The following is a 25,229-nucleotide window of genomic DNA, read 5'->3' as shown; positions in this document are numbered from 1 at the left end:
TGAATGAGTCTTCATGTGTTCCTGTATGGTGTGGCGCGTGTCAGTGACCCTTGCCCCCAGCCGTGCCCCTTCGTCCCGCTCGACGGCCCCTCGCCGCCGCACTCGTGTCCTCGCCCTGCCGGAGGCCCGGTGGGCGCTGGGCGCGACGGTGGCGTTCCTGGTCGGCCTGCTGCTGGATACCGTGGTCGGCAGTCCGTCGTGGGTGTACGGACTTCTGTATGCGGTCGCCTATGCGGCCGGGGGCTGGGAGCCCGCGCTGGAAGGCCTGCGGGCCCTGCGCGAGAAGACCCTCGACGTCGACCTGCTGATGATCGTCGCTGCCCTCGGCGCGGCGGCCATCGGACAGGTGCTCGACGGCGCCCTGCTGATCGTCATCTTCGCCACCTCCGGCGCCCTGGAGGCCCTGGCCACGGCCCGCACCGAGGATTCGGTACGAGGCCTGCTGGACCTCGCGCCCACCACCGCGACCCGCGTCACGGACACCGGTACCGAGGAGACGGTCCCGACCGCCGAACTCGCCGTCGGGGACGTCCTGTTGATCCGCCCGGGCGAACGCATCGGCGCCGACGGCCGGGTGCTCGACGGCACGAGCGAGGCCGACCAGGCCACCATCACCGGCGAACCGCTGCCGGTGCTCAAGCGCCCTGGCGACGAGGTCTTCGCCGGCACCCTCAACGGCACCGGCGCCCTGCGCGTCCGCGTCGAACGCGACCCCGCCGACTCGGTCATCGCCCGCATCGTCACGCTGGTCGAGGAGGCGTCCCGCACCAAGGCGCCGACCCAGCTGTTCATCGAGAAGGTCGAGCAGCGGTACGCGGTGGCCGTGGTGGCCGCCACGCTCGCCGTGTTCGCCGTGCCGTTGGCCTTCGGCGCCGACCTCACGGACGCGCTGCTGCGGGCGATGACCTTCATGATCGTCGCCTCGCCGTGCGCGGTCGTGCTCGCGACGATGCCGCCCCTGCTCTCGGCCATCGCCAACGCAGGGCGGCACGGTGTGCTGGTCAAGTCGGCCGTGGCGATGGAGCGGCTGGGGGAGATCGACGTGGCCGCGCTCGACAAGACGGGGACGCTGACGGAGGGGGCGCCCGAGGTGACGGAGGTACGGCCGCTGCCGGACTCCGGGCTGGACGCGGACGGGCTGCTCGCCCTGGCCGCCGCGGCGGAACACCCCAGTGAGCATCCGTTGGCCCGGGCGATCGTGGGGGCCGCGCGGGGGAGGGGTCTGCGGATCGCTGCCGCGGAGGACTTCGTGGCCGAGCCGGGGCGCGGGGTCACGGCGGTGGTCGAGGGGCGGGTGGTGAGCGTCGGGCGGGCGGAAGCTCTTGTCGGCGGGATGGGGGAGACGGGCGACTGTATGCACTCGGCCGTCGATGGTATGCACGATCTTGGCGATCGTATGCACGCCACCGCCATCGCTGAAGCCGCGGCCGCCAGGGCCGCCGCCGGCGGCGAAACCGTCGTCCTCGTCACCCGCGACCGAACCCCCGTGGGCACCCTCGCCCTCACCGACCGCCTCCGCCCCGCCGCCCCCGCCACGACCGCCGCCCTCACCGCCCTGACCGGCACCGCCCCCGTCCTCCTCACCGGCGACAACCCGTCCGCCGCCGCCCGCGTCGCCGAGGCCACCGGTCTGACCGACGTCCGCGCGGACCTCCTGCCCGAGGACAAGGTGAACGCCGTACGCGGTATGCAGGACGCGGGCCGCAAGGTGCTGTTCGTCGGCGACGGGGTCAACGACGCGCCCGCCCTCGCCGCCGCGCACGCCGGGGTCGCGATGGGACGTGCCGGGTCCGACCTGGCGCTGGAGACGGCCGACGCGGTGGTGGTGCGCGACGAGCTGGCGGCCGTACCCGCGGTCGTACGGCTGTCCCGGGCCGCCCGTCGGCTCGTGGTGCAGAATCTCGTCATCGCGGGGACGTGCATCACCGTGCTCGTCGTGTGGGACCTCGTCGGTCATCTCCCCCTGCCGCTCGGCGTCGCAGGTCACGAGGGCTCGACCGTGCTGGTCGGGCTGAACGGGCTGCGGCTGCTGCGCGAGTCGGCGTGGCGATCCGGGGCGGCGCAGGAAGCGTGAGGTTGATGTCGGATTCTCGCCAGCCCGGGCCCGGTGACTGCACCATGCTGGTCGTATGCAGAAGGGGATGCACACCCACACCGAGCGCTGCGTGCGCGCCGTCCAGTCCAAGGACGCCCGGTTCGACGGGTGGTTCTTCACGGCGGTCCTGACGACCCGGATCTACTGCCGGCCCAGCTGTCCGGTGGTGCCGCCCAAGCCGGAGAACATGACGTTCTACCCGAGCGCGGCCGCCTGTCAGCAGGCCGGCTTCCGGGCGTGCAAGCGCTGCCGCCCGGACACCAGCCCCGGTTCCCCGGAGTGGAACCAGCGCGCCGACCTGGTCGCCCGGGCGATGCGGCTGATCGCCGACGGCATCGTCGACCGCGAGGGCGTGCCCGGGCTGGCCGCCCGGCTCGGCTACAGCACCCGGCAGATCGAACGCCAGCTGCTCGCCGAGCTCGGCGCGGGCCCGCTCGCCCTGGCCAGGGCCCAACGCGCCCAGACGGCACGGCTGTTGATCGAGACGACCCCGCTGCCGATGGCGGAGATCGCCTTCGCCGCCGGCTTCTCCTCCATCCGCACCTTCAACGACACCGTGCGCGAGGTCTTCGCCCTCTCCCCGAGCGAACTGCGTGCCCGCACCCCCCGCAGGACCGCGGGGCAGACCCCGGGCGCCCTCACCCTGCGGCTGCCGTTCCGCGCCCCCCTCAACCCCGACAACCTCTTCGGCCACCTCGCGGCGACCGCCGTACCGGGGGTGGAGGAGTGGCGGGACGGCGCGTACCGGCGCACGCTGCGACTGCCGTACGGCCACGGCATCGTGACGCTCACCCCGAACCCCGACCACATCGCCTGCCGCCTCACCCTCAGCGACCTGCGCGATCTGACCGTCGCCATCAGCCGCTGCCGTCGCATGCTCGACCTCGACGCCGATCCGGTCGCGATCGACGACCAGTTGCGCACGGACCCGGTGCTGGCCCCCCTGGTCGACAAGGCTCCGGGGCGGCGGGTGCCGCGGACGGTGGACGAAGCGGAGTTCGCCGTACGGGCGGTCCTCGGGCAGCAGGTGTCCACGGCGGCGGCCCGCACCCACGCGGCCCGTCTGGTGACCGCGCACGGCGAGCCGCTGGAGGACCCCGAGGGCGGCCTGACCCACCTCTTCCCGTCCCCCGAGGCGCTCGCCGCCCTCGACCCGGAGTCCCTGGCGATGCCCCGCACCCGGCGCACCACCTTCACCACCCTTGTCTCCCAACTCGCCGACGGCTCGCTCAACTTGGGCGTCGAGGGCGACTGGACGGAGACCCGCGCCCGGCTCCTCGCCCTTCCCGGCTTCGGCCCCTGGACCGTGGACGTCATCGCGATGCGCGCCCTCGGTGACCCCGACGCCTTCCTCCCCACCGACCTCGGCATCCGCAAGGCCGCCCAGGAGTTGGGCCTCCCGTCGACCCCGGCCGCGCTGACCGCGCGAGCGGCGGCCTGGCGGCCCTGGCGGGCGTACGCGGTCCAGTACCTGTGGGCGACCGACAGCCACCCGATCAACTTCCTCCCGGTATAAGGACGTTCCGTGAGTTCAGCGAAACAGCACACCGTGATCGACAGCCCGTACGGCCCCCTGACCCTGGTCGCCACGGACGGCACCCTCAGCGGGCTCTACATGACCGACCAGCGCCACCGTCCGCCCCAGGAGAGCTTCGGCGAGCGCGACGACCGCCCCTTCGGTGAGCCGGCCGACCAGCTGGCTGCCTATTTCGCCGGGGAGTTGAAGGACTTCACCCTCGAACTCCACCTGGACGGCACCGCGTTCCAGCGCAGCGTCTGGCAGCAGCTGCTCCGCATCCCCCACGGCGAGACCCGCACCTACGGCGACCTCGCCGACGCCCTCGGCAACCCGGGCGCCTCCCGCGCGGTCGGCCTCGCCAACGGCAAGAACCCGATCGGCATCATCGTCCCCTGCCACCGCGTCGTCGGCTCCGACGGCAGCCTCACCGGCTACGGCGGCGGCCTGGAACGCAAGCAGCGACTACTGGACTTCGAGCGGGGATCGGCGCTGTTCTGAATCGGCCGACGAGGTGAGCCCGCGCCGGGGCGGAGTCATCCTCGGGCACTGCCTCATTCCCCGCCCCGGGTGCCGATGTCACGCAGCAGTTCGGGCAGCGCGGTGCCGATGGGTTCGCGGATGACCTCGTCGGCGCGTTCGTCGTACGGCGTCGGCTCGGCGTTGACGATGATCAGCCGCGCCCCGTGGTCGGCGGCGACACCGGCGAGACCGGCGGCGGGCTGTACTTGCAGGCTGCTGCCGACGGCGATGAACACCTGGCACGCCTTGGTGATCGAGACCGCCTCGCCGAGCACCACCGGGTCCAGCCGTTCGCCGAACATCACCGTCGCGGACTTGAGGATCCCCCCGCACTCCAGGCACGCCGGATCGTCCTCGCCGGCCTCGACCCGGGCGAGGGCGTCCGCCATGGGCCCGCGCGCATGACACTTCGTACACACGAAACTCCTTGCGGAGCCATGCAGTTCGAGCACCTTGCGGGCCGGCATCCCGGCCGCCTGATGCAGCCCGTCCACGTTCTGTGTGATGACCCGCACCGGCACCCCGGCCCGCTCCAGCTCGGCCACGGCGATGTGCGCGGCGTTCGGCTCGGCCCGGAGCGTGCGGTTCTCGCGCCGCATCTGCCACGAGCGGCGCCGGATCTCCGGATCGGCCATGTAGTACTCGTACGTCACGAGCTTCTCGGCCTCGGGATCCTTGCGCCACAGCCCGTTGGGACCGCGGTAGTCGGGGATCCCGGAGTCGGTGGAGATACCTGCGCCACTGAGAAGGGCGACGAGTGGCCTGTTCATGGGCCGACAATAGGACCGTAGCCCGTCCGCGGCGAAAGAATATCGGTCCGGCGGCCGACCCCGGACCTCAGCGTCGTGGCTGTTCGGAGGTTTCCTTACCGCGATTCTTGGGCGTCTCCACCCTGAAATCCTTGGGGACCCCTCCGAGGTCGGAGGACCTCTGCAAATACCGCCCAGCCGTTCATGAAGGTTCTCGGAACCGCGATCGCGCCGGCCGCGATGAAAAGATCTTGGACGGTGATGTCGAGAACCCGCGACCCGCTCCGTCCCAGGGGTGAACGCGACCACAATGGGCCGCACCAGTACCGAGGAGAACCACCATGGCCAAGTACCTGCTCCTGAAGCACTACCGCGGAGCCCCGGCCGCCGTGAACGACGTTCCCATGGACCAATGGACGCCTCAGGAGATCTCGGCACACATGCAGTACATGCGGGACTTCGCGGACCGGCTGGAGAAGACCGGCGAGTTCGTCGACGGGCAGGCGCTCGCCCCCGAGGGCGCGTGGGTCTGCTACGACGGCGAGGGCCGCCCGCCGGTCACCGACGGACCCTTCGCCGAGACCAAGGACGTCATCGCCGGCTGGATGGTGATCGACGTCGACACCTACGAGCGCGCCGTCGAACTGGCCGGGGAGCTGTCCGCCGCTCCCGGGGCGGGCGGGAAGCCGATCCACGAGTGGCTCGAACTGCGCCCCTTCCTGGCCGCGCCCCCCACCATCGACGAGTGCCATTGATGGACGAGGCCCTGCTGAGGAGCCTCACGCCGAGCGTGCTCACCGTCCTCGTCCGCCGCGGAGCAGACTTCGCGGCGGCCGAGGACGCCGTGCAGGACGCGCTCGTCGAGGCGGTCCGCGGCTGGCCGGCCGACCCTCCGCGCGACGCGAAGGGCTGGCTGGTCACCGTGGCCTGGCGCAAGTTCCTCGACGCCACCCGCGCGGACACCGCCCGGCGCCGCCGTGAGGACCGCCTCGACGAGGAGCCGGCGCCCGGACCCGCGCCCGCGGTGGACGACACGCTCCAGCTCTACTTCCTGTGCGCCCATCCCTCGCTGACACCGTCGTCCGCGGTCGCCCTGACCCTGCGCGCCGTCGGCGGCCTGACCACCCGCCAGATCGCCCAGGCCTACCTGGTGCCCGAGGCGACCATGGCGCAGCGCATCAGCCGTGCCAAGCGCACCGTCTCCGGCGTACGGCTGGACCGGCACGGGGACGTGGCCACCGTGCTGCGCGTCCTCTACCTGGTCTTCAACGAGGGCTACTCCGGCGACCTCGACCTTGCCGCCGAGGCCATCCGGCTCACCCGGCAGCTCGCGGCCGCCATCGACCACCCCGAGGTGGCGGGGCTGCTCGCCCTCATGCTGCTCCACCACGCCCGCCGCGCCGCCCGCACCGCGCCCGACGGCAGCCTGGTGCCGCTGGCCGAGCAGGACCGCGGCCGCTGGGACACCGGGGCGATCGCCGAGGGCGTCGAGATCCTCCAGCGGGCCCTGGCCCGCGACCGGCTGGGCGAGTTCCAGGCCCAGGCCGCCATCGCGGCCCTCCACGCGGACGCGCCCACCGCCGAGGAGACCGACTGGGTGCAGATCGTCGAGTGGTACGACGAGCTCGCCCGCCTGACCGACGGCCCCGTCGTCCGGCTCAACCGCGCGGTCGCCGTCGGGGAGGCCGACGGACCGCGCGCCGGTCTGGCGGCACTCGCCGCACTGGACGACTCCCTGCCCCGGTACACCGCGGTGGCCGCCTACCTCCACGAGCGCGACGGCGACCCGGCGACGGCGGCACGCCTGTACGCCGAGGCCGCCCACAAGGCCACCGACCTCGCCGAACGCGACCACCTGACCCGTCAGGCCGCCCGGCTCAACACCCTGCGGCGGCAGTGACGGACCGCCCCCCCCACGCCGGGTCAGACCCGGCTGGCAGTGACGGCCCGTCCCCCCACCCCGCGTCAGACCCGGTGCCCGTTCTCCAGTTCGGCCGCCCCCGCGCCGCCCGCGAGCACGTCCAGCGCGGCCAGCACCCGGCGGCCCAGAGCACCCGGCAGATACTCGGCCAGCTCCTCGCGCGGTACGAGCCGCCAGGACAGCAGCTCCTCCTCCTGGAGCCGGATCGCCTTGAGGTCGTCCTCGCCGAGCACCCCGCCGTCGTAGAGGTACGCCACCAGCGGCGGCCGTCCCGTCCCGTGCACCCAGTCCACCGCGAGCAGCCGGCCGAGCTCACGGTCGAGACCGATCTCCTCCGCGGTCTCCCGGCGGGCGCCCTGACGCGGGGTCTCGCCGTCGTCGGACTCGACGGTGCCGCCCGGGAGCGCCCAGCCGTCACGGTAGTTGGGCTCCACGAGCAGCACCCGGCCCGCCGCGTCCCGGAAGAGGGCGGCGGCACCGGCGAGGACGCGGGGCAGACCCGCGATGTACGTGGCGAAGTCAGCAGCGGTCATCCACGAAGGGTAACCAGACCTCCGCGCGGCGGGGAGAGCGCGCCGAAGCGCGGCTCCCACTCCCCGTGAGCCGTGGGGCCGTTGTCACTCGGCGCCCACCAACCGCAGGGTCCGCTCCGCCAGTTCACTGATCCGTACCCCGTCGAACCCGAACACCGCGCTGCGCACCGTGTCCTCCAGCGGCTCCTTCCACTGCGCCGGAATCGCCTCGGCGCCGCTCAGCACCCCGGCCACCGACCCGGCGGTCGCCCCGTTGGAGTCGGTGTCCAGGCCGCCGCGGACGGTCAGCGTGACCGTGCGGGTGAAGTCGCCGTCGCCGTACAGCAGCCCGGCGGTGAGCACCGCGGCGTTCGGGACGGTGTGGATCCAGCCCATCCCGGAGGTCTCCTCGGTCACCGTGGTGAGGGTGTCCTCCCAGGTCATCCGGGTGTCGTGGAGGGAGATCACCCGGCGCACGGTCCGGGCCAGCCGGCTGCTCTCCGGGATCACGGTCAGCGCCTGGTCCAGGGCGTCGCGCACGGTCGACGCGGTGAACGCCGCCGAGACCAGCGCGGCCGCCCACATCGCGCCGTACACCCCGTTGCCGGTGTGCGACAGCACCGCGTCCCGACGGGCCAGCGAGGCCGCGCGGCGCGGGACACCGGGACAGGTCCAGCCGTAGATGTCGGCACGGATCAGCGCGCCGATCCACTCCTGGTAGGGGTTGTCGTACGTCGCCGTCAGCGGCGGTTTCAGCCCGTTGGCGAGGTTGCGGTAGGCGGCCCGCTCCGCGGTGAACGTCTGCGAGTACGGCAGCCTCAGCAGCCACAGATCCCCGACCTGCTCGGTGCTGAAGGCGAAGCCGTGCGTCTCCAGCAGGTCCAGGCCGAGGATGGCGTAGTCCACGTCGTCGTCACGGCAGCTGCCGTGGATCCGGCCGCGTACGCACTGGCGCCACTCGGGGCGCAGCTCGAAGCCGTCGCTCTCGCTGGGCGGCTCGGGCAGATAGTCGGTCAGCGGCAGGGCGGCGGCCTGCCGCAGATAGCGGTCGATCCGGTCCCGCGTCCACAGGTCGCCCTGCTCGACCGGCTTGCCGAGCATGTTGCCCGCGATCCGGCCCAGCCAGCCCCCGAGAACGCGGTCGTCGAGCTCTGGTGCGGTGCCCACAGGGGTCATAGGACCGGTTTACCCGATTCCGGGCCACCGCACAGTGGGGCCGTAGCGGCTTCTCAGGGTCCGGGCGGGCCGTGACGGCGAGGGGTAGCTCCGGTTAAGGTCGCAGCGGCGCGACTGGCCTGACATGCGTGAGGCCTGGAGAGCAAGGGGAATGCAAGGTGGCTTTCGCTGCAGGCAACGGTGCCCAGAGGGTGCTCATCGCCGCGGACAAGTTCAAAGGCTCGCTGACGGCCGTGCAGGTCGCCGAGCGGGTGACGGCTGGGCTGCGCCGGGCCGTACCGGACCTCGACGTCGAGGCGCTGCCCGTGGCCGACGGCGGCGACGGCACCGTGGACGCGGCGGTCGCGGCAGGCTTCGAGCGGCACGAGATCAAGGTCGCCGGACCCCTCGGCCAGGAGGTGACGGCCGCGTTCGCGCTGCGCGGCGACACGGCCGTGGTGGAGATGGCGGAGGCCAGCGGCCTCCAGCGCCTCCCCAAGGGCGTCTTCGCCCCGCTGACGGCCTCCACGTACGGCTCCGGAGAGCTGCTGCGGGCCGCGCTCGACGCGGGCGCCCGCACGATCGTCTTCGGCGTCGGCGGCAGCGCCACCACGGACGGCGGCGCCGGCATGCTGACCGCGCTCGGTGCCCGGTTCCTCGACAAGGACGGCGAGCCGGTCGCCCCGGGCGGCGGCGGTCTCGCCGACCTCGCCACGGCCGACCTGTCGGACCTGGACCCGCGCCTCGCCGACGTCGAGCTGGTCCTCGCCAGCGACGTCGACAACCCGCTGACCGGCCCGAAGGGCGCCCCCGCGGTCTACGGCCCGCAGAAGGGCGCCTCCCCGGACGACGTGGCGGCCCTCGACGAGGCCCTCGCCCACTACGCGCGCGTGCTGGAGAACGCCCTCGGCGCCAAGGCCGCCGAGCACGCGGCCTCCCCGGGCGCGGGCGCCGCGGGCGGTATCGGCTACGGCGCGCTGCTGGTCGGCGCCCGGTTCCGCCCCGGTATCGAGGTCATGCTCGACGTCCTCGGCTTCGCCCCCGCGCTGGAGAAGGCCACCCTGGTCATCACCGGCGAGGGCTCCCTCGACGAGCAGACCCTGCACGGCAAGGCCCCCGCGGGCGTCGCCGCCGCGGCCCGCGCCGCGGACAAGGAGGTCGTCGCGGTCTGCGGGCGCCTCGCCCTGCCGCCGGAGGCCCTCGGCCGGGCCGGTATCCGTCGCGCGTACCCGCTCACCGAGATCGAGCCGGACGTGGCGAAGTGCATCTCGGACGCCGGGCCGATCCTGGAGCGGGTGGCGGAGCAGATCGGCCGGGACTTCCTGACCTGAGCGGCACCGAGCGGTGTTCATCGGCGGGGCGGCACCGAGCCTCGCCGGTCATCTGCGTGCCCCCGACAGGCGGTACGCGTCCAGCGCCAGCGTCATCTCGATCAGGTCCCGGGGCCGGGCCAGCGACCGGGACGTCAGCTGCTCCAGTCGTCGTAGCCGGTTGAAGACCGTGTTGCGATGGCAGTACAGCCGCCCCGCGGCCCGCCCCGCGGAGCCCTCGCACGTCAGCCAGACATCGAGGGTCTCCAGGAGGACCGCCCGGTCGGCGGGCTCCAGCGCCAGCAGCTCGCCGAACACGTCCGACACCAGCCGGTCGGCCAGCTCCGGCTGGCTCACCACCAGCGCCGTCGGCATGCGCTGATCCAGCCGTACGACCCCGGTCGCGTCCGGCGGACACGTCCGCAGCGCCAGTTCCGCGAGCCGCCGGGCCCGCCCCAGCTCGGCCAGCCCCGGCACCACCGGACTGATCCCGCCGGGCCCCGAGCACCGCCCGTCCAGCGCCCGGGCCACCCCGTCCAGGCCCTGGCCCGGGGTGAGCGCGACGACTCCGACCTCGCAGTCCGCCCGCATCCGCCAGATGAACCGGAACCCGGTCCCCTGCGAGGGCCGCACCTCGCCGTCGCGCCGCTCGGTCCGCAGCACCACCACCGCGTACGGCCCGTGCTCCGGCAGATCGAGACCCGCCGCCGCCCGCGCCGCGAGCCCCGGTGTCGCCTGTCCCTCCAGGAGCGCGTCGAGCAGCGCCTGCAACTGTTCGTCGGTCCGCCGCCGCAGCTCCGCCTCCGTCGCCCGGTACGCCTCCGACGCGGCCTGGGCCTGCGCGTCCACCGCCGACCACACCATCGTCGTCGACCGCATCAGCGCCGCCAGCCGCTCCGGCTCCCGCCCGGCCGCGCCCTCCACCAGCGCGTCCCACACCAGATAGCCGGCGTTGCGATAGGCGTGCACCAGCAGATCCAGCGGCAGCCCCTGGTGGGCCCGGCGCCGGCCCGCGTCCTCCGCGTACTCCAGATCGCGGCGCGGCGAGTCCCGGGGCGCGGAGAGCGTCTCGATGCCGATCCGGAAGGCCTCCTCCGCCTCCCGCCACTGCGCGTCGTGCGGGAGCACCAACCCGTACACGGGGGAGTGCTCGGTGAGTTGCCGTAGGTGCTCGTCGACGAGCTCGGGCACCCGTTCCAGCAGAGCCGTGCAGGACTCCGCGAGCAGCTTCCAGTCATGACCGGTGCGCGGCCGTCGCCCTCCCATGACCGGAGGATGTCACCGGGAAGCGGCCGCGCACAGGCCCCTGACACGCGGTCTTGTGCACGCGCACAACGCCCCGCCCGGCCCGCTGGGCACCCGCAGCGATTCCGCCGCGGGCCGTGGACGGACGCCCGCACCGGTGCTGGGGTGAGCGCCACACCGAGTGAGGACAGGGGGGAAGTCCATGGGGGGTTCCGGACTTGTGGTACGGGATCTGTCGGTCGGATACGGGCCTGTGCGCGCCCTGCGCCGGGTGTCGCTGGAGGTGCCCGAGGGAACCGTGGCGACGGTCCTCGGCTCCAACGGCGCGGGCAAGTCCACGCTGCTGCGGGCGATCAGCCGCACGCTCTCCTTCCACGGCGGCGCGGTCACCGAGGGCGGAGTGACCCTGGGCGACCGACGACTGGACCAGCTCTCCCCGGACCGGGTGGTCGCCGCCGGCGTCTCCCAAGTACCTGAAGGGCGCCGGGTGTTCGCCCGGATGACGGTCGCCGACAATCTGCGCGCGGGCGCCCTCGGCGGCAGCCGCGCGGGCCGGCCCAAAGCCCTCGCCCGCGTCCACGAGCTGTTCCCCGTCCTCGCGGAGCGCGCACAGCAGCGCGCGGGCCTGCTCTCCGGCGGCGAACAGCAGATGCTCGCCGTCGCCCGGGCACTGATGGCGGCCCCGAAGGTCCTCCTCCTCGACGAGCCCTCCCTCGGACTCGCCCCGCTCATGGCCCAGCGGATCGCCGACACCGTCCGCGAGATCAACGAACAGGGCACCTCGGTCCTCCTCGTCGAACAGAACGCAGCCCTCGCCCTACGGCTCGCCACGCGCGCGTACGTCCTCGAAGTCGGCGAAGTGACGCTGTCCGGACCGGCCGCCGAACTGGCCGCCTCCGACGAGGTCCGCCGCCGCTACCTGGGCGTGGTCGACGAGGACGCGGCGGCCGACGCGGAGAGCACGACCGGACGGACGCTCACCCGGTGGAAAGGGTGAGCGCCGCCATGGACACCCTCGACGTACGGAACCTCACGGTCCGGTTCGCCGGACTCACCGCCCTCGACGACGTGAGCTTCACCGTCCGCCCCGGCACCGTGCACGCCCTCATCGGCCCCAACGGCGCCGGCAAGTCCACCTGTTTCAACGTCCTGTCCGGGGTCTACCGGGCCACCGCGGGCAGCGTCCGCTTCGGCGACCACGAGCTCACCGGCATGCCCGCGCACCGCATCGCCGGCCTCGGTGTCGCCCGCATCTTCCAGAACCTCGCCCTGCCGCCCCTCGCCTCGGTCGAGGACAGCCTGCTCCTCGGCCGACACCGGCTGACCCGGACCGGCTTCCTGGCGGCGGGGCTCCGGCTGCCCTCGGCGGCCCGGGAGGAACGGGTCCACCGTGAACGGGTCCGTGAGATCGCCGAGTTCGTCGGCATCGCGGACTGTCTGGCACGGCCCGCGGGATCGCTCCCGTACGGGCAGCAGAAGCTCGCCGAACTCGCCCGCGCGCTCTGCATGGAACCGCGCCTGCTGCTTCTCGACGAGCCCGTCGCCGGGATGACCGCCGACGAACGGCGCCGGACGGCCGCCGTGATCGCGGGAGTCCGCGACGGTCTCGGTATCTCGATCGTGCTGGTGGAACACGACATGGGGGTGGTGATGCGGCTCGCTGACGCCGTGACCGTACTCGACTTCGGGCGCCGGATCGCCGACGGCGCCCCCGCCGACGTACAGAACGATCCGGCCGTCGTCCGGGCGTACCTGGGGGAGGCGTCATGAGCACCTTCGCCGAGATCCTCCTCAACGGTGTCTCGCTGGGCTCCGTGTACGCGCTCATCGCCCTCGGCTTCGTGGTGATCTTCCGGGCCACCGAGGTCGTCAACTTCGCCCATGCCTCGCTGCTGCTCGCGGGCGGCTATGTCACCGCGACCCTCCACGACGACCTCGGCTTCTGGCCCGCGCTGCTCGTCGGGATCGCGGGCGCGGCCGTGGTCGGCGCGGCGGTGGAGTTCCTGGTGATGCGGCGCTACCGGGGCTCCGACCACAGCGTCCTCGCCATCGTCACCATCGGGGTCGACATCCTGCTCACCACCGAACTGACCCGCCGGATCGGCACCGACGTACTGACGCTCGGCGACCCGTGGGGCGACGCGGTGCTCAGGCTCGGGCCGATCTCCCTCGCCCACACGCGGATCGCCGCGTTCGTGGCGGCGGCGCTGCTCATCACCGTGTTCCTGCTGGCCTTCCGGTACACCTCGTGGGGCGTGGCGATGCGGGCGGCCGCGGAGAGCGCGGAGACCGCCGCGCTGATGGGCGTACGGCTGGGACGGGTGTCGCTGGGCGCCTGGGCCGTGGCCGGGGGACTCGCCGCCGTCGCCGCGCTGTTCCTCACCGTCTTCCCGACGCCGGGGCTGGAACGGGCCACCTCGCTGGCCGCGCTCAAGGCCTTCCCGGCCGCGATCCTCGGCGGCCTCGACTCGACGACGGGCGCGCTGGTGGGCGGGCTGCTGGTCGGCGTCACGGAGTCACTGGCGACGGGCTACCAGAGCGACCTGACGTTCCTCGGGCGAGGCCTCGGAGACCTCGCGCCCTACCTCGTGATGGTCGCCATCCTGCTCATCCGCCCGGCCGGGCTGTTCGGGACGAAGGAGCTGGCCCGTGTCTGAGGTTCTCGGCCGCGACGAGGCCCGCGAGGCACCGACCGGCACCCGCCGCCGCCCCGCCTGGCTCACGCACCCCCGCTTCTACGTCCGGGCCGCGGGCGCCCTGGTCCTGCTGGCCCTGCCCTTCTACCTGGACCGCTTCTGGCTCCAGGCCGGCCTCTTCGCCATGGCCGCGGCCATCGGCGCGATCGGCATCAACCTCCTCACCGGCGCCACCGGCCAGCTCTCCATGGGCCACGCCTTCTTCCTCGCCGTCGGCGCCTACGGCTACTGCGTGTTCGCGGCGGACGGCGGCGACGGCCTGACCGGGCTCGGCCTGCCGACGTGGCTCGCGGCCGTGCTCGCGGTGCTGGTCGCGGGGGTGGCGGGCGGGCTGTTCAGCCCCATCTCCGGACGGCTCAGCGGCGCCTACCTCGGCATCGCCACGCTCGCGCTCGTCTTCATCGGACAGCACGTGATGTTCAACGCCCACGATCTGACCGGCGGCGCCAACGGCCGTGACGTACCGCCGCTGAACCTCTTCGGCCTCACCTTCGACGACCGTGAACTGCTGGTCGCCGCCGTGCCGTTCGGCTCGGCGGAGAAACTCTGGTACGCCGGTCTCGCCGTCCTCCTGGCCGGCGCGCTGTTCGCCCGCGGCGTCCTGCGCGGCCGTCCGGGCCGGGCCATGAACGCCATCCGCGACCACCGCATCGCCGCCGGCGTCATCGGGGTGCCGGTGGCCCGCCACAGAGCCGCCGTCTTCGTGCTGTCGTCGATGTACGCCGGTCTGGCGGGCGTGCTCCTCGCCCTGGTCTTCCAGCGGACCGTGCCCGACTACTTCGGCATCACGCTGTCCCTGGAGTACCTCGCCATGATCGTCATCGGCGGGCTCGGCTCGGTCTCCGGCGCGGTCGCGGGGGCCGTCTTCGTCACCCTGCTCCCGCAGCTGCTGACCCGCTACAGCGATGCCCTGCCCCTGGTCTCCGCCCCCGGCACGGGCGGGATCGCACCGGGCGAGGCGTCCCGGTACCTCTACGGCGCCGCCGTCGTGCTGGTGGTGCTGTTCCTGCCCGGCGGCCTGGTCAGGATGGCCGCCCGGCGTCGCGTCACAACCGAACCCGGGGAGAAACGATGAACACGACGTACGCGGCCAGGGCCGCCGCGGGCGCGCTCGCCGCACTGCTCGTCCTGGCGGGATGCAGCTCCAAGGCCAAGGACGACGACGGTGACAAGCAGTCCGCGGGCGGGGTGAAGACCGGCGACGGCATCTCCGGCAAGACGATCGCACTCGGCGCCCTCACCGACATGACCGGCGTCTACGCCACCCTCGGCAAGAGCGTCACCCAGGCCCAGCAGCTGTATGTGAAGCAGCTCAACGCCGACGGCGGTGTCTGCGGCTACAAGGTCCAGCTGACGGTCCGCGACCACGGCTACGACCCGCAGAAGGCCGTCTCCGGCTACACCGAGCTGGAGCCGAAGGTGCTGGGCTTCGCGCAGTTCATCGGCTCCCCGTTCGTCGCCGCGGTCAAGCAGCGCGTCGACGGCCAGGACAAGGGGCTCGTGCTGCCGCAGGCATGGTCGTCGGCGCTGCTCGGCAGCCCGTACATCCGGGTCATCGGCTCCACCTACGACATCGAGACGATCAACGCCGTCGACTTCCTGATCAAGGAGAAGGGCATCAAGAAGGGCGACAAGATCGGCCATGTGTACTTCGAGGGCGACTACGGCGAGAGCGCGCTGGTCGGCTCGAAGCACATCGCGAAGGAGGAGGGGCTGACCGTCGTCGAGCAGAAGATCAAGCCCACCGACAACGACATGACCGCCCAGGTCGCCGCGCTCAAGCAGGCCGGAGTCAAGGCGATCGTCATCAGCGCCGGTCCGCGCCAGGCGGCCTCGCTCGTCGGCGTCGCGGCGGCCGGCGGCTTCGGCGTGCCGATCATCGGCAACAACTCCGCCTTCGCACCCCAGCTCCTGGCCACCCAGGCAGGACCGGCCCTGATGAAGAACTACTACGTGGCCTCGCCCTCGCTCCCGATCGGCGCGGACACCCCGGAGGCGAAGAAGCTCGTCGCCGACTACCAGGCGGCCTATCCGAAGGACGCCCTCGACAACGGCATCGTCGCCGGCTGGACCGCGGTGTCGGCCTTCGGGGAGGCGCTGAAGAAGGCCTGCGAGAGCAAGGACCTCACCAGGGAGGGCGTCGACAAGGCCCTGCTGACCATCGACTCCTTCGACCTCGGCTTCGGCCCCGCCCAGGACTTCACCGACCCCAAGTCCCCCTCCTCCCGGCAGAGCGTGATCCTCCAGCCGGACAAGGGCGTCACGGGCGGCATGAAGGTCGTACGGGAGGCGGAGGCGTCCGAGGTGGCGGAGGCTTACACACCGGGGACCTGATGAGTGCCGGGTTCGGCAGCGCCCCTTGAGGGGCGCGGGCCCGCGGCAGCCACAACAGCGAGGGGTCCGAACCGTCAACCGGTTCGGACCCCTCGCTGTGATACGGCGGAGCCTACGGCAGCTGTGCCGCCCGTGCCTCGCGACGGTTGTCGCGGAAGTTGTTCACCCGGCGGGCCGTGGCGAACAGCGGGATGACCGCGCCCATGACCAGCTGGAGCGCACAGCCCGTCTGGAGGAGCAGCTGACCGCTCGGGGCGTCGAACGCCCAGCCGGCCAGCAGGCCCATCGCCGCGACGATCCACGCGAGCATCGCCACCGCGAGCCGGCCCCGCGGCTTCGGGTACTCGACGCGGCTCACCATCAGCCACGCCGTCCCCAGGATCGCCAGGAGCGTCGCCACGAAGGGCAGCTCCAGAAGCACGATCGAGACCACCGTCAGCGCGCCGAACGGCGAGGGCATGCCCTGGAACATGCCGTTCGGCGGTGTCACGCACGAGAAGCGGGCCAGTCGCAGCACGACCGCCAGCAGCACCACGATCGCCCCGACCGCGGCCACCCGCTGGTGCGCGTCGTCCGCGACCATGCCGTACACGAGGACGAAGTACGCCGGCGCCAGACCGAAGCTGATCAGGTCCGAGAGGTTGTCCAGCTCCGCGCCCATGGGGGAGGAGCGCAGCTTGCGCGCCACCAGGCCGTCGAAGAGGTCGAAGACCGCCGCACACAGCATCAGGATGACCGCCGTGGCCGCGCTGTGGCGGGCCATGCCGGTTTCCTGGCTGCCGGTGAGGTGCGGGATCAGGATGCCGGTGGTGGTGAAGTACACCGCCATGAAGCCGCAGGTGGCATTGCCGAGGGTGAGGGTGTCCGCTATTGAGAGGCGGAGAGAAAGAGGCATCTCCTCCTCGTCCTCGACCTCTTCGGCCTCGGGCACCCAGCCCGCCTGTGTCTCAGGATCAATCACGGTCAATGCGAGTCACCCCAGCCACGGTCTTCTGACCGACCTCCACCGCGACGTCCACACCCTCCGGCAGGTAGATGTCGACGCGCGAGCCGAAGCGGATCAGACCGATGCGGTCGCCCTGCTCGACCTTCGTGCCCTGCGGAATGTAGGGAACGATGCGGCGGGCCACCGCGCCGGCGATCTGGATCATCTCGATGTCACCGAGTTCGGTGTCGAAATGCCAGACTACGCGCTCGTTGTTCTCGCTCTCCTTGTTGAACGCCGGAACGAACCCGCCGGGGATGTGCTCGACCGACGTCACCGTGCCGGAGAGGGGCGCGCGGTTGACGTGGACGTTGAGCGGGCTCATGAAGATCGCGACGCGGGTGCGCCCGTCCTTCCACGGCATGATGCTCTGCACCACACCGTCGGCCGGCGAGATGACCCGGCCCTGGGCGATCTCGCGCTCGGGGTCGCGGAAGAACCACAGCATGCCCGCCGCGAGCGCGGTGGCGGGCACGGCGACGGCCTTGGCGGCGCCGGACTTGCGCGCGCGCACCAGGCTGAGGGCTGCGGTGGCGACGGTCGGGAGAAGCCACGGCGATGCTCCGCGCGCGAGGCGTACGCCGCCGACCTGGCTGTCGCGTGGTGCAGAGGTTTGGCTGTGGGGCATGGATGACCTTCGTAGCGGATGGCGCCGCGCTGTAACGGGGGACGGCGGCTTTCCCGGGATCGTACCGGTCGTGGGCCACAACTGGGCAAGCCAGGAAGCCGAGTCGGCGGCTGAAGAGTGTTGACGGGGTGTGACCTTCTTCTCCAAGAAAACACCCCGTATCCGGACAATCAGCCCTGGAATCGATACTCTTCGAGCAGCCTGCGACCGATGATCATTTTCTGGATCTCGGCGGTACCTTCACCGATCAGCAGCATCGGAGCCTCACGGTAGAGGCGCTCGATCTCGTACTCCTTGGAGAAGCCGTAGCCGCCGTGGATCCGGAAGGCATCCTCCACGACCTCCTTGCAGTACTCGGAGGCGAGGTACTTCGCCATCCCAGCCTCAAGGTCGTTTCGCTCCCCGGAGTCCTTTTTGCGTGCCGCGTTGACCATCATCGCATGCGCGGCCTCGACCTTGGTAGCCATCTCGGCCAGCTTGAACTGGATCGCCTGGTGCTGGGCGATCGGCTTGCCGAAAGTGTGACGCTGCTGGGCATACGAGACGCCGAGTTCGAAAGCACGCTGAGCGACACCGCAACCACGCGCCGCCACGTTGACGCGGCCGACTTCCACGCCGTCCATCATTTGGTAAAAACCTCGGCCGGTGACGCCGCCGAGCACACGGTTGGCCGGAATCCGCAGGCCATCCATGATCAGCTCGGTGGTGTCGACGCCCTTGTACCCCATTTTGTCGATCTTCCCGGGGATGGTGAGGCCGGGGCGGACCTCTCCGAAGCCGGGCTCCTTCTCGACGAGGAAGGTCGTCATCGACTTGTGGGGCTTGGCGGCCGCCTCTTCGGGAGTGAGTCCTTCGTCACTTCGGACGAGAACGGCGACCAGGCTTGACGTCCCACCGTTCGTCAGCCACATCTTCTGGCCGTTCAGGACGTACTCCTCGCCGTCCTTCACCGCCTTCGAGGTGATCGCCGACACGTCCGAGCCCAGGCCCGGCTCCGACATCGAGAACGCGCCGCGGATGTCGCCGGCCGCCATGCGCGGCAGGAAGTGGTCCTTCTGCTCCTGCGTGCCGTGCTGCTTGAGCATGTACGCCACGATGAAGTGGGTGTTGATGATGCCGGACACCGACATCCAGCCGCGGGCGATCTCCTCGACGCACAGCGCGTACGTCAGGAGCGACTCGCCCAGACCGCCGTACTCCTCCGGGATCATCAGGCCGAACAGGCCCAACTCCTTGAGGCCGTCGACGATCTGCTGCGGGTACTCGTCGCGGTGCTCCAGCTCGGTGGCGACCGGGATGATCTCCTTGTCCACGAAGTCGCGGACGGTGGAGAGGATTTCCTGCTGGATGTCGGTCAGACCGGCGGTCTGGGCGAGTCGCGCCATGACTACTTCTCCTGCTGCTTCAGCTCCGGGCGGCCGGGCTGCTCGCCGCCGCGCTCCTTGATGTAGGTCTCGGTCGGGACCATGACCTTGCGGCGGAACACGCAGACCAGCGTGCCGTCCTGCTTGTAGCCCTTGGTCTCGACGTAGACGATGCCGCGGTCGTTCTTCGACTTGGACGGCCACTTGTCGAGCACGGTCGTCTCGCCGTAGATCGTGTCGCCGTGGAAGGTCGGCGCCACGTGCCTGAGCGACTCGATCTCCAGGTTGGCGATCGCCTTGCCGGAGACGTCCGGGACGGACATGCCGAGCAGCAGCGAGTAGATGTAGTTGCCCACCACGACGTTCTTGCCGAAGTCGGTCGTCTTCTCGGCGTAGTTGACGTCCATGTGGAGCGGGTGGTGGTTCATGGTGAGAAGACAGAAGAGGTGGTCGTCGTACTCCGTGACCGTCTTCCCGGGCCAGTGCTTGTAGACCGCCCCGACCTCGAACTCCTCGTAGGTGCGTCCGAACTGCATCGCGCTCAGGCCTCCGGGATCTCGAACTTCGACGTGCGCTGCATGCCGGCGGCACGGCCCTTGCCCGAGATGACCAGCGCCATCTTGCGGCTGGCCTCGTCGATCATCTCGTCGCCGAGCATCGCGGAGCCCTTCTTGCCGCCCGCCTCGGACGTGTAGTAGTCGTACGCGTCCAGGATCAGCTCGGCGTGGTCGTAGTCCTCCTGCGAGGGCGAGAAGATCTCGTTGGACGCCTCGACCTGGCCCGGGTGCAGCACCCACTTGCCGTCGAAACCGAGGGCCGCGGCGCGCTGGGCGACCTCGCGGTAGCCGTCGATGTTGCGGATCTGGAGGTAGGGACCGTCGATCGCCTGGAGGTTGTTGGCGCGGGCGGCCATCAGGATCTTCATCAGGATGTAGTGGTAGGCGTCCGCCGGGTAGCCGGGCGGCTGCTCACCGACGACCAGCGACTTCATGTTGATGGACGCCATGAAGTCGGCCGGGCCGAAGATGATCGTCTCGACGCGCTGGGAGGCCGTCGCGATCTCGTTGACGTTGTTGAGGCCCTGGGCGTTCTCGATCTGCGCCTCGATGCCGATCTTGCCGACCTCGAAGCCCATGGTCTTCTCGATCTGCGTCAGCAGGAGGTCGAGGGCGACGACCTGCTGGGCGGTCTGCACCTTCGGCAGCATGATGCAGTCGAGGTTCTGGCCCGCGCCCTCGACGACGGTCACGACGTCGCGGTACGTCCACTCGGTGGTCCAGTCGTTGACGCGGACCACGCGCGTCTTGCCGGTCCAGTCACCCTCGTTGAGGAACTTCACGATGGTGTGGCGCGCCTCGGGCTTGGCGAGCGGGGCGCACGCGTCCTCCAGGTCGAGGAAGACCTGGTCCGCCGGGAGGCCCTGCGCCTTCTCCAGGAAGCGGGGGTTGCTTCCCGGCACCGCGAGACACGAGCGGCGGGGACGCAGACGGTTGACGGTCATGCGGGGACCTCCAGGGGGTCGAGCTTGTTCGCTTTCCGGATCTCGTCGACGATGCGGCCGATGATTCCGGTGATGTCGAAGTCCTTCGGGGTGAAGACGGCGGCCACTCCGGCGGCCCTGAGCTGCTCGGCGTCTCCATTCGGGATGATGCCACCGGCGATCACGGGTATATCTGTGGCACCGGCCACACGCAGTCGTTCCAGGACATCGGGCACCAGTTGGGCGTGCGAGCCGGACAGGATCGACAGGCCGACCGCGTGCACGTCCTCGGCGAGGGCCGCGTCCACGATCTGCTCGGGGGTGAGCCGGATGCCCTGGTAGACCACCTCGAACCCGGCGTCACGGGCCCGCACGGCGATCTGCTCGGCACCGTTGGAGTGCCCGTCCAGACCGGGCTTGCCGACCAGGAACCGGAGCTTGCCGACGCCCATGTCCTTGGCCGTCAGATCGACCTTGCGGCGGACGTCGGCCATGGCCGAGCCCTCCTCCGCCGGCACCGCCACCGGCGCCGACGACACCCCGGTCGGCGCCCGGAACTCGCCGAACACCTCGCGCAGCGCCCCGGCCCACTCGCCGGTCGTGACACCGGCGCGGGCGCACTCCAGGGTGGCCTCCATGAGGTTGCCGGTGCCCTTGGCTGCCTCCTTCAGCTTCTCCAGCGCCTTGCAGGGGCGCGGGTGGTTGAAGGGCGGCTGGTAGCGGGTGTCGCGCCAGTGCTGGAGCCCCGCGATCACCCGGGCCTCGACCGCCGGGTCGACCGTCTGGATCGCGGTGTCCAGGTCGGCCGTCAGCGGGTTGGGCTCGGTCGTCTCGAAGATGTTGACGCCGACGATCTTCTCCTGGCCGGACTCGATCCGGGCCCGGCGCTCGGCGTGCGAGGAGACGAGCTGCGACTTGAGGTAGCCCGACTCGACGGCGGCCATCGCGCCGCCCATCTCCTGGATCCGGTCGATCTCGGCGAGGGACTCCTCGACCAGCTTCTCGACCTTCGCCTCGATCACCTTCGAGCCCTCGAAGATGTCCTCGTACTCCAGCAGGTCGCTCTCGTGCGCCAGGACCTGCTGGATGCGCAGCGACCACTGCTGGTCCCACGGCCGGGGAAGGCCGAGGGCCTCGTTCCAGGCGGGCAGCTGCACGGCACGCGCGCGTGCGTCCTTGGAGAGGGTCACGGCCAGCATCTCCAGCACGATCCGCTGGACGTTGTTCTCCGGCTGGGCTTCCGTCAGGCCGAGGGAGTTGACCTGGACGCCGTAGCGGAAGCGACGCTGCTTGGGGTTCTCGATGCTGTAGCGCTCCCGCGTGATCTTGTCCCAGATGCGGCCGAAGGCGCGCATCTTGCACATCTCCTCGATGAAACGAACGCCGGCGTTCACGAAGAAGGAGATACGGGCGACGACATCACCCTTGCGGTCCTCGGGGATCTGCCCCGACGCGAACACCGCGTCCAGGACGGCGATCGCGGTCGACATCGCGTACGCGATCTCCTGGACCGGCGTGGCGCCCGCCTCCTGCAGGTGGTAGCTGCAGATGTTGATCGGGTTCCACTTAGGGATGTTGTTGACCGTGTAGCAGATCATGTCGGTCGTCAGACGGAGCGAGGGCCCCGGCGGGAACACGTGCGTGCCCCGCGACAGGTACTCCTTGACGATGTCGTTCTGGGTCGTGCCCTGGAGCTGGGTGATGTCCGCACCCTGCTCCTCGGCGACGACCTGGTAGAGCGCCAGCAGCCACATGGCGGTGGCGTTGATCGTCATCGAGGTGTTCATCTGCTCCAGGGGGATGTCCTGGAACAGCCGGCGCATGTCACCGAGGTGCGCGACCGGGACCCCGACCCGACCGACCTCGCCGCGGGCGAGGATGTGGTCGGAGTCGTAGCCGGTCTGCGTCGGCAGGTCGAACGCCACCGACAGACCGGTCTGGCCCTTGGCGAGGTTGCGCCGGTACAGCTCGTTGGACGCCTCGGCCGTGGAGTGACCGGCGTACGTGCGCATGAGCCACGGCCGGTCCTTCTCCCGCTTGCCTTCGGCGGGCTGACGCTCAGTCATCTATGACCCCGGGTGTCTCAGATGTTGCGGAAGCGGTTGATGGCGTCGAGGTGCGTGGCGCGCATCTCCTCGTCGCGCACGCCCAGGCCCTCCTCGGGGGACAGGCACAGCACGCCGACCTTGCCCTGGTGGAGGTTGCGGTGCACGTCGTAGGCGGCCTGGCCGGTCTCCTCCAGGGAGTACACCTTGGAGAGGGTCGGGTGGATCTTGCCCTTCGCGATGAGCCGGTTGGCCTCCCAGGCCTCGCGGTAGTTGGCGAAGTGCGAGCCGATGATCCGCTTCAGCGACATCCACAGGTAGCGGTTGTCGTACTCGTGCATGTAGCCCGAGGTCGAGGCGCAGGTGGTGATGGTGCCGCCCTTGCGGGTGACGAACACGCTCGCGCCGAAGGTCTCGCGGCCCGGGTGCTCGAAGACGATGTCGATGTCCTCGCCGCCGGTGAGCTCGCGGATGCGCTTGCCGAAGCGCTTCCACTCCTTCGGGTCCTGGGTCTGCTCGTCCTTCCAGAACTTGTAGCCCTCGGCGTTGCGGTCGATGATCGCCTCGGCGCCCATCGAGCGGCAGATGTCCGCCTTCTGGTCGCTGGAGACGACACAGATCGGGTTGGCGCCGCCGGCCAGGGCGAACTGGGTGGCGTAGGAGCCGAGTCCGCCGCTGGCGCCCCAGATCAGGACGTTGTCGCCCTGCTTCATGCCGGCGCCGTTGCGGGAGACCAGCTGGCGGTAGGCGGTGGAGTTCACCAGACCGGGAGCGGCGGCCTCCTCCCAGCTGAGGTGGCCCGGCTTGGGCATCAGCTGGTTGGACTTCACGAGCGCGATCTCGGCGAGGCCGCCGAAGTTGGTCTCGAAGCCCCAGATGCGCTGCTCGGGGTCGAGCATGGTGTCGTTGTGGCCGTCGGAGGACTCCATCTCGACGGACAGACAGTGCGCGACGACCTCGTCACCGGGCTTCCAGGCGTTGACGCCGGGGCCGGTGCGCAGGACGACGCCCGCGAGGTCGGAGCCGATGATGTGGTACGGCAGGTCGTGCCGCTTGGCCAGGTCGTTGGTGCGGCCGTAGCGCTCCAGGAACCCGAAGGTGGACAGCGGCTCGAAGATCGAGGTCCACACGGAGTTGTAGTTGACGCTCGACGCCATCACGGCGACCAGGGCCTCGCCCGGGCCGAGTTCCGGCACCGGGACGTCGTCCAGGTGGATCGACTTGCGCGGGTCCTTGTCGCGGGTCTGCAGGCCCGCGAACATCTCCGTCTCGTCCTTGTGCACGGTGATCGCGCGGTACGACTCGGGGAGCGGCAGTGCGGCGAAGTCGGCCGGAGTCGAGTCCGGCGACTGGATCGCGTCCAGGATGTCCTTCACGGTCACGGTGTTGCCTCCGGCGATACGCACCCTGAGGGAGGGGTGCTGAGGGTTACGTCGGTGCTGCTGAGGTTTTCTCGAAGTGCCGTCGGTTCGGCGAGGTGGTGCTTCGGCAGCGCTTTGTGGCGCGGGAGGTTGCCTGTGACGCAGGCGTCCGGGCGGGCAAGCCGATGACTTGTTGGGACAGCCGACGTACGAAAGGTCTCTGCACGCCGGCCGCCCGGACAACATCAACGTATGACACCGCGTGTCACGCCGCAAGGCACTGAGTGCCAGGAACTGCTCTCAGGTGAAATCTTTACGTAACAAATGAGCGATGATCGATCGAACGCGGCTTGAAATCCCCTGGAAATCGGGTGGAGGCGCACGAAAACGGCCACCCCGAGGGGTGGCCGTCATCACAGCGTTGCGGTAGTGCTCAGCGCTCCTTGAGCGCCTCCTCGATGGTCCGCATGACCTGGTCGAGGGGGGCGTCGGTGCGGGCGACCGTCACCAGGACCTCGCCGTGGGCCGAGACCGTCGCGGCGGCCGGCTTCGGCGTGGTGGAGCGTCCGGCCCCGATGCCGGAGCCGAACGTCTTGCGCACGATCCCGAAGGCGTGGTCCAGCTGCGCCTCCACGTCGCCCTGTCCGCCGGCCCTGAGCCACCGTCGCAGCACGTGGTTGTGGGCCGTGACGACCGCGGACGCGGCGACCTCGGCCAGCAGCGGGTCGTCGTTGGCGTCGTCGTCGTGCGCGTGCTCGTCGAAGTGGCCGAGGAGGTAGCGGGTGAACAGCCGCTCGTAGCGGGCCACCGACGCGATCTCCGCCTCGCGCAGGGTCGGCACCTCGCGCGTGAGCTTGTAGCGGGCCACCGAGATCTCCGGCCGGGCCGCGTACATCCGCATGACTTCCTTGATGCCGTTGCACACCGTGTCCAGCGGGTGCTCGTGCGGGGGAGCGGCGTTGAGGACGGCCTCGGCGCGGATCAGCGTGTCGTCGTGGTCGGGGAAGATCGCCTCTTCCTTGGAGCGGAAGTGGCGGAAGAAGGTGCGGCGGGCCACTCCGGCCGCGGCCGCGATCTCGTCGACGGTGGTCGCCTCGTACCCCTTGGTCGAGAACAGCTCCATCGCCGCTGCCGCCAGTTCTCGGCGCATCTTGAGCCGCTGGGCGGCAGCGCGACTGCCTGCGGCACTTTCCGGCGCGTCGGGCGTAGCTGGTGTACGTGAGGACTTGGCGGGCTGGGACATGACCCGAACGTACTGCATGTGCGCAGGTTGGCGCTCATGTCCCGGGTACCCCCCGCCCGGTGCGGGCA

Annotated in this window: 23 protein-coding genes; 11 read left to right on the top strand and 12 right to left on the bottom strand. The window is 70.9% G+C overall.

The window, feature by feature from the left end:
* The first annotated feature begins 25 nt into the window (after positions 1–25).
* From ACFY0U_RS05855 to ACFY0U_RS05845, 3 genes are read left to right on the top strand one after another with little or no spacing between them, the layout of a single operon-like run.
* Positions 26–2,074: a heavy metal translocating P-type ATPase gene (locus tag ACFY0U_RS05855; protein ID WP_388630789.1), complete on the top strand. Its 2,049-nt coding sequence runs from the start codon at positions 26–28 to the stop codon at positions 2,072–2,074.
* Between the two features lie 55 nt (positions 2,075–2,129).
* Complete coding sequence (locus ACFY0U_RS05850; protein WP_388630786.1) at positions 2,130–3,611, top strand: AlkA N-terminal domain-containing protein; 1,482 nt, start codon at positions 2,130–2,132, stop codon at positions 3,609–3,611.
* A 9-nt stretch (positions 3,612–3,620) separates the two neighbouring features.
* A complete protein-coding gene (locus tag ACFY0U_RS05845) occupies positions 3,621–4,112 on the top strand; it encodes a methylated-DNA--[protein]-cysteine S-methyltransferase (RefSeq protein WP_388630783.1) in 492 nt (163 codons plus the stop codon).
* A gap of 53 nt (positions 4,113–4,165) precedes the next feature.
* Here the strand turns inward: ACFY0U_RS05845 and ACFY0U_RS05840 are convergent, their stop codons facing one another.
* A complete protein-coding gene (locus ACFY0U_RS05840; protein WP_388630780.1) occupies positions 4,166–4,903 on the bottom strand; it encodes an NAD-dependent deacetylase in 738 nt (245 codons plus the stop codon).
* A 320-nt stretch (positions 4,904–5,223) separates the two neighbouring features.
* Here ACFY0U_RS05840 and ACFY0U_RS05835 point away from each other — a divergent pair, with 320 nt between their 5' ends.
* Together ACFY0U_RS05835 and ACFY0U_RS05830 are read left to right on the top strand one after the other, a co-directional pair.
* Positions 5,224–5,637, top strand: coding sequence for a YciI family protein (locus tag ACFY0U_RS05835; protein WP_388630777.1), 414 nt, complete (start codon positions 5,224–5,226; stop codon positions 5,635–5,637).
* Positions 5,637–6,782 carry an RNA polymerase sigma factor gene (locus ACFY0U_RS05830; protein ID WP_388632361.1) on the top strand — a complete coding sequence of 382 codons (1,146 nt, stop codon included), beginning with the start codon at positions 5,637–5,639 and terminating at the stop codon, positions 6,780–6,782. The genes ACFY0U_RS05835 and ACFY0U_RS05830 overlap by 1 nt, the downstream gene beginning before the upstream one ends.
* A gap of 65 nt (positions 6,783–6,847) precedes the next feature.
* Here the strand turns inward: ACFY0U_RS05830 and ACFY0U_RS05825 are convergent, their stop codons facing one another.
* Positions 6,848–7,336 carry an NUDIX domain-containing protein gene (locus ACFY0U_RS05825; protein ID WP_388630774.1) on the bottom strand — a complete coding sequence of 163 codons (489 nt, stop codon included), beginning with the start codon at positions 7,334–7,336 and terminating at the stop codon, positions 6,848–6,850.
* Positions 7,337–7,420: 84 nt separating this feature from the next.
* Positions 7,421–8,491, bottom strand: coding sequence for an ADP-ribosylglycohydrolase family protein (locus ACFY0U_RS05820; protein WP_388630771.1), 1,071 nt, complete (start codon positions 8,489–8,491; stop codon positions 7,421–7,423).
* Between the two features lie 191 nt (positions 8,492–8,682).
* Here ACFY0U_RS05820 and ACFY0U_RS05815 point away from each other — a divergent pair, with 191 nt between their 5' ends.
* Entirely contained in the window at positions 8,683–9,801 is a 1,119-nt protein-coding gene (locus tag ACFY0U_RS05815) for a glycerate kinase (RefSeq protein ID WP_388632358.1), read from the top strand.
* Between the two features lie 48 nt (positions 9,802–9,849).
* Here the strand turns inward: ACFY0U_RS05815 and ACFY0U_RS05810 are convergent, their stop codons facing one another.
* Positions 9,850–11,046 carry a PucR family transcriptional regulator gene (locus ACFY0U_RS05810; protein ID WP_388630769.1) on the bottom strand — a complete coding sequence of 399 codons (1,197 nt, stop codon included), beginning with the start codon at positions 11,044–11,046 and terminating at the stop codon, positions 9,850–9,852.
* A 181-nt stretch (positions 11,047–11,227) separates the two neighbouring features.
* On the opposite strand from ACFY0U_RS05810, the gene ACFY0U_RS05805 reads away from it, so the two are divergent.
* The 5 genes from ACFY0U_RS05805 to ACFY0U_RS05785 are packed head-to-tail and all read left to right on the top strand — an operon-like array spanning position 11,228 to position 16,055.
* Complete coding sequence (locus ACFY0U_RS05805) at positions 11,228–12,022, top strand: ABC transporter ATP-binding protein (RefSeq protein WP_388630766.1); 795 nt, start codon at positions 11,228–11,230, stop codon at positions 12,020–12,022.
* Positions 12,023–12,030: 8 nt separating this feature from the next.
* The gene (locus ACFY0U_RS05800) at positions 12,031–12,795 is read left to right on the top strand and encodes an ABC transporter ATP-binding protein (protein ID WP_388632356.1); all 765 of its coding nucleotides are present in this window, start codon (positions 12,031–12,033) and stop codon (positions 12,793–12,795) included.
* Positions 12,792–13,682, top strand: coding sequence for a branched-chain amino acid ABC transporter permease (locus ACFY0U_RS05795; protein WP_388630763.1), 891 nt, complete (start codon positions 12,792–12,794; stop codon positions 13,680–13,682). Before ACFY0U_RS05800 ends, ACFY0U_RS05795 begins: the two co-directional genes overlap by 4 nt.
* Complete coding sequence (locus ACFY0U_RS05790; RefSeq protein WP_388630760.1) at positions 13,675–14,796, top strand: branched-chain amino acid ABC transporter permease; 1,122 nt, start codon at positions 13,675–13,677, stop codon at positions 14,794–14,796. Before ACFY0U_RS05795 ends, ACFY0U_RS05790 begins: the two co-directional genes overlap by 8 nt.
* The gene (locus tag ACFY0U_RS05785; RefSeq protein WP_388630757.1) at positions 14,793–16,055 is read left to right on the top strand and encodes an ABC transporter substrate-binding protein; all 1,263 of its coding nucleotides are present in this window, start codon (positions 14,793–14,795) and stop codon (positions 16,053–16,055) included. The genes ACFY0U_RS05790 and ACFY0U_RS05785 overlap by 4 nt, the downstream gene beginning before the upstream one ends.
* Positions 16,056–16,167: 112 nt before the next feature.
* On the opposite strand, the gene pssA is transcribed toward ACFY0U_RS05785, so the two are convergent.
* The 8 genes from pssA to ACFY0U_RS05745 all read right to left on the bottom strand — a co-directional run bounded on the left by pssA (position 16,168) and on the right by ACFY0U_RS05745 (position 25,161).
* Complete coding sequence (gene pssA, locus ACFY0U_RS05780) at positions 16,168–16,986, bottom strand: CDP-diacylglycerol--serine O-phosphatidyltransferase (protein ID WP_388632354.1); 819 nt, start codon at positions 16,984–16,986, stop codon at positions 16,168–16,170.
* A 22-nt stretch (positions 16,987–17,008) separates the two neighbouring features.
* The gene (locus tag ACFY0U_RS05775; protein WP_388632351.1) at positions 17,009–17,668 is read right to left on the bottom strand and encodes a phosphatidylserine decarboxylase; all 660 of its coding nucleotides are present in this window, start codon (positions 17,666–17,668) and stop codon (positions 17,009–17,011) included.
* Positions 17,669–17,838: 170 nt separating this feature from the next.
* Positions 17,839–19,053, bottom strand: a complete 1,215-nt coding sequence (locus ACFY0U_RS05770) for an acyl-CoA dehydrogenase family protein (protein WP_171144606.1) — start codon at positions 19,051–19,053, stop codon at positions 17,839–17,841.
* A 2-nt stretch (positions 19,054–19,055) separates the two neighbouring features.
* A complete protein-coding gene (locus tag ACFY0U_RS05765) occupies positions 19,056–19,568 on the bottom strand; it encodes a MaoC family dehydratase (protein WP_361514780.1) in 513 nt (170 codons plus the stop codon).
* A gap of 5 nt (positions 19,569–19,573) precedes the next feature.
* Positions 19,574–20,533, bottom strand: a complete 960-nt coding sequence (locus ACFY0U_RS05760; RefSeq protein WP_062716550.1) for a CoA ester lyase — start codon at positions 20,531–20,533, stop codon at positions 19,574–19,576.
* The gene (locus ACFY0U_RS05755) at positions 20,530–22,578 is read right to left on the bottom strand and encodes a protein meaA (RefSeq protein ID WP_388630752.1); all 2,049 of its coding nucleotides are present in this window, start codon (positions 22,576–22,578) and stop codon (positions 20,530–20,532) included. Before ACFY0U_RS05755 ends, ACFY0U_RS05760 begins: the two co-directional genes overlap by 4 nt.
* A 17-nt stretch (positions 22,579–22,595) precedes the next feature.
* Positions 22,596–23,933, bottom strand: a complete 1,338-nt coding sequence (gene ccrA / locus ACFY0U_RS05750) for a crotonyl-CoA carboxylase/reductase (RefSeq protein ID WP_388632349.1) — start codon at positions 23,931–23,933, stop codon at positions 22,596–22,598.
* 418 nt (positions 23,934–24,351) lie between these two features.
* Positions 24,352–25,161, bottom strand: coding sequence for a TetR family transcriptional regulator (locus ACFY0U_RS05745; RefSeq protein WP_388632346.1), 810 nt, complete (start codon positions 25,159–25,161; stop codon positions 24,352–24,354).
* Positions 25,162–25,229: the final 68 nt, after the last annotated feature.

It is taken from the genome of Streptomyces sp. NPDC001536, from assembly GCF_042894505.1.
Taxonomy (GTDB): domain Bacteria; phylum Actinomycetota; class Actinomycetes; order Streptomycetales; family Streptomycetaceae; genus Streptomyces.
This window is presented reverse-complemented; position numbering and strand designations above follow the sequence as displayed.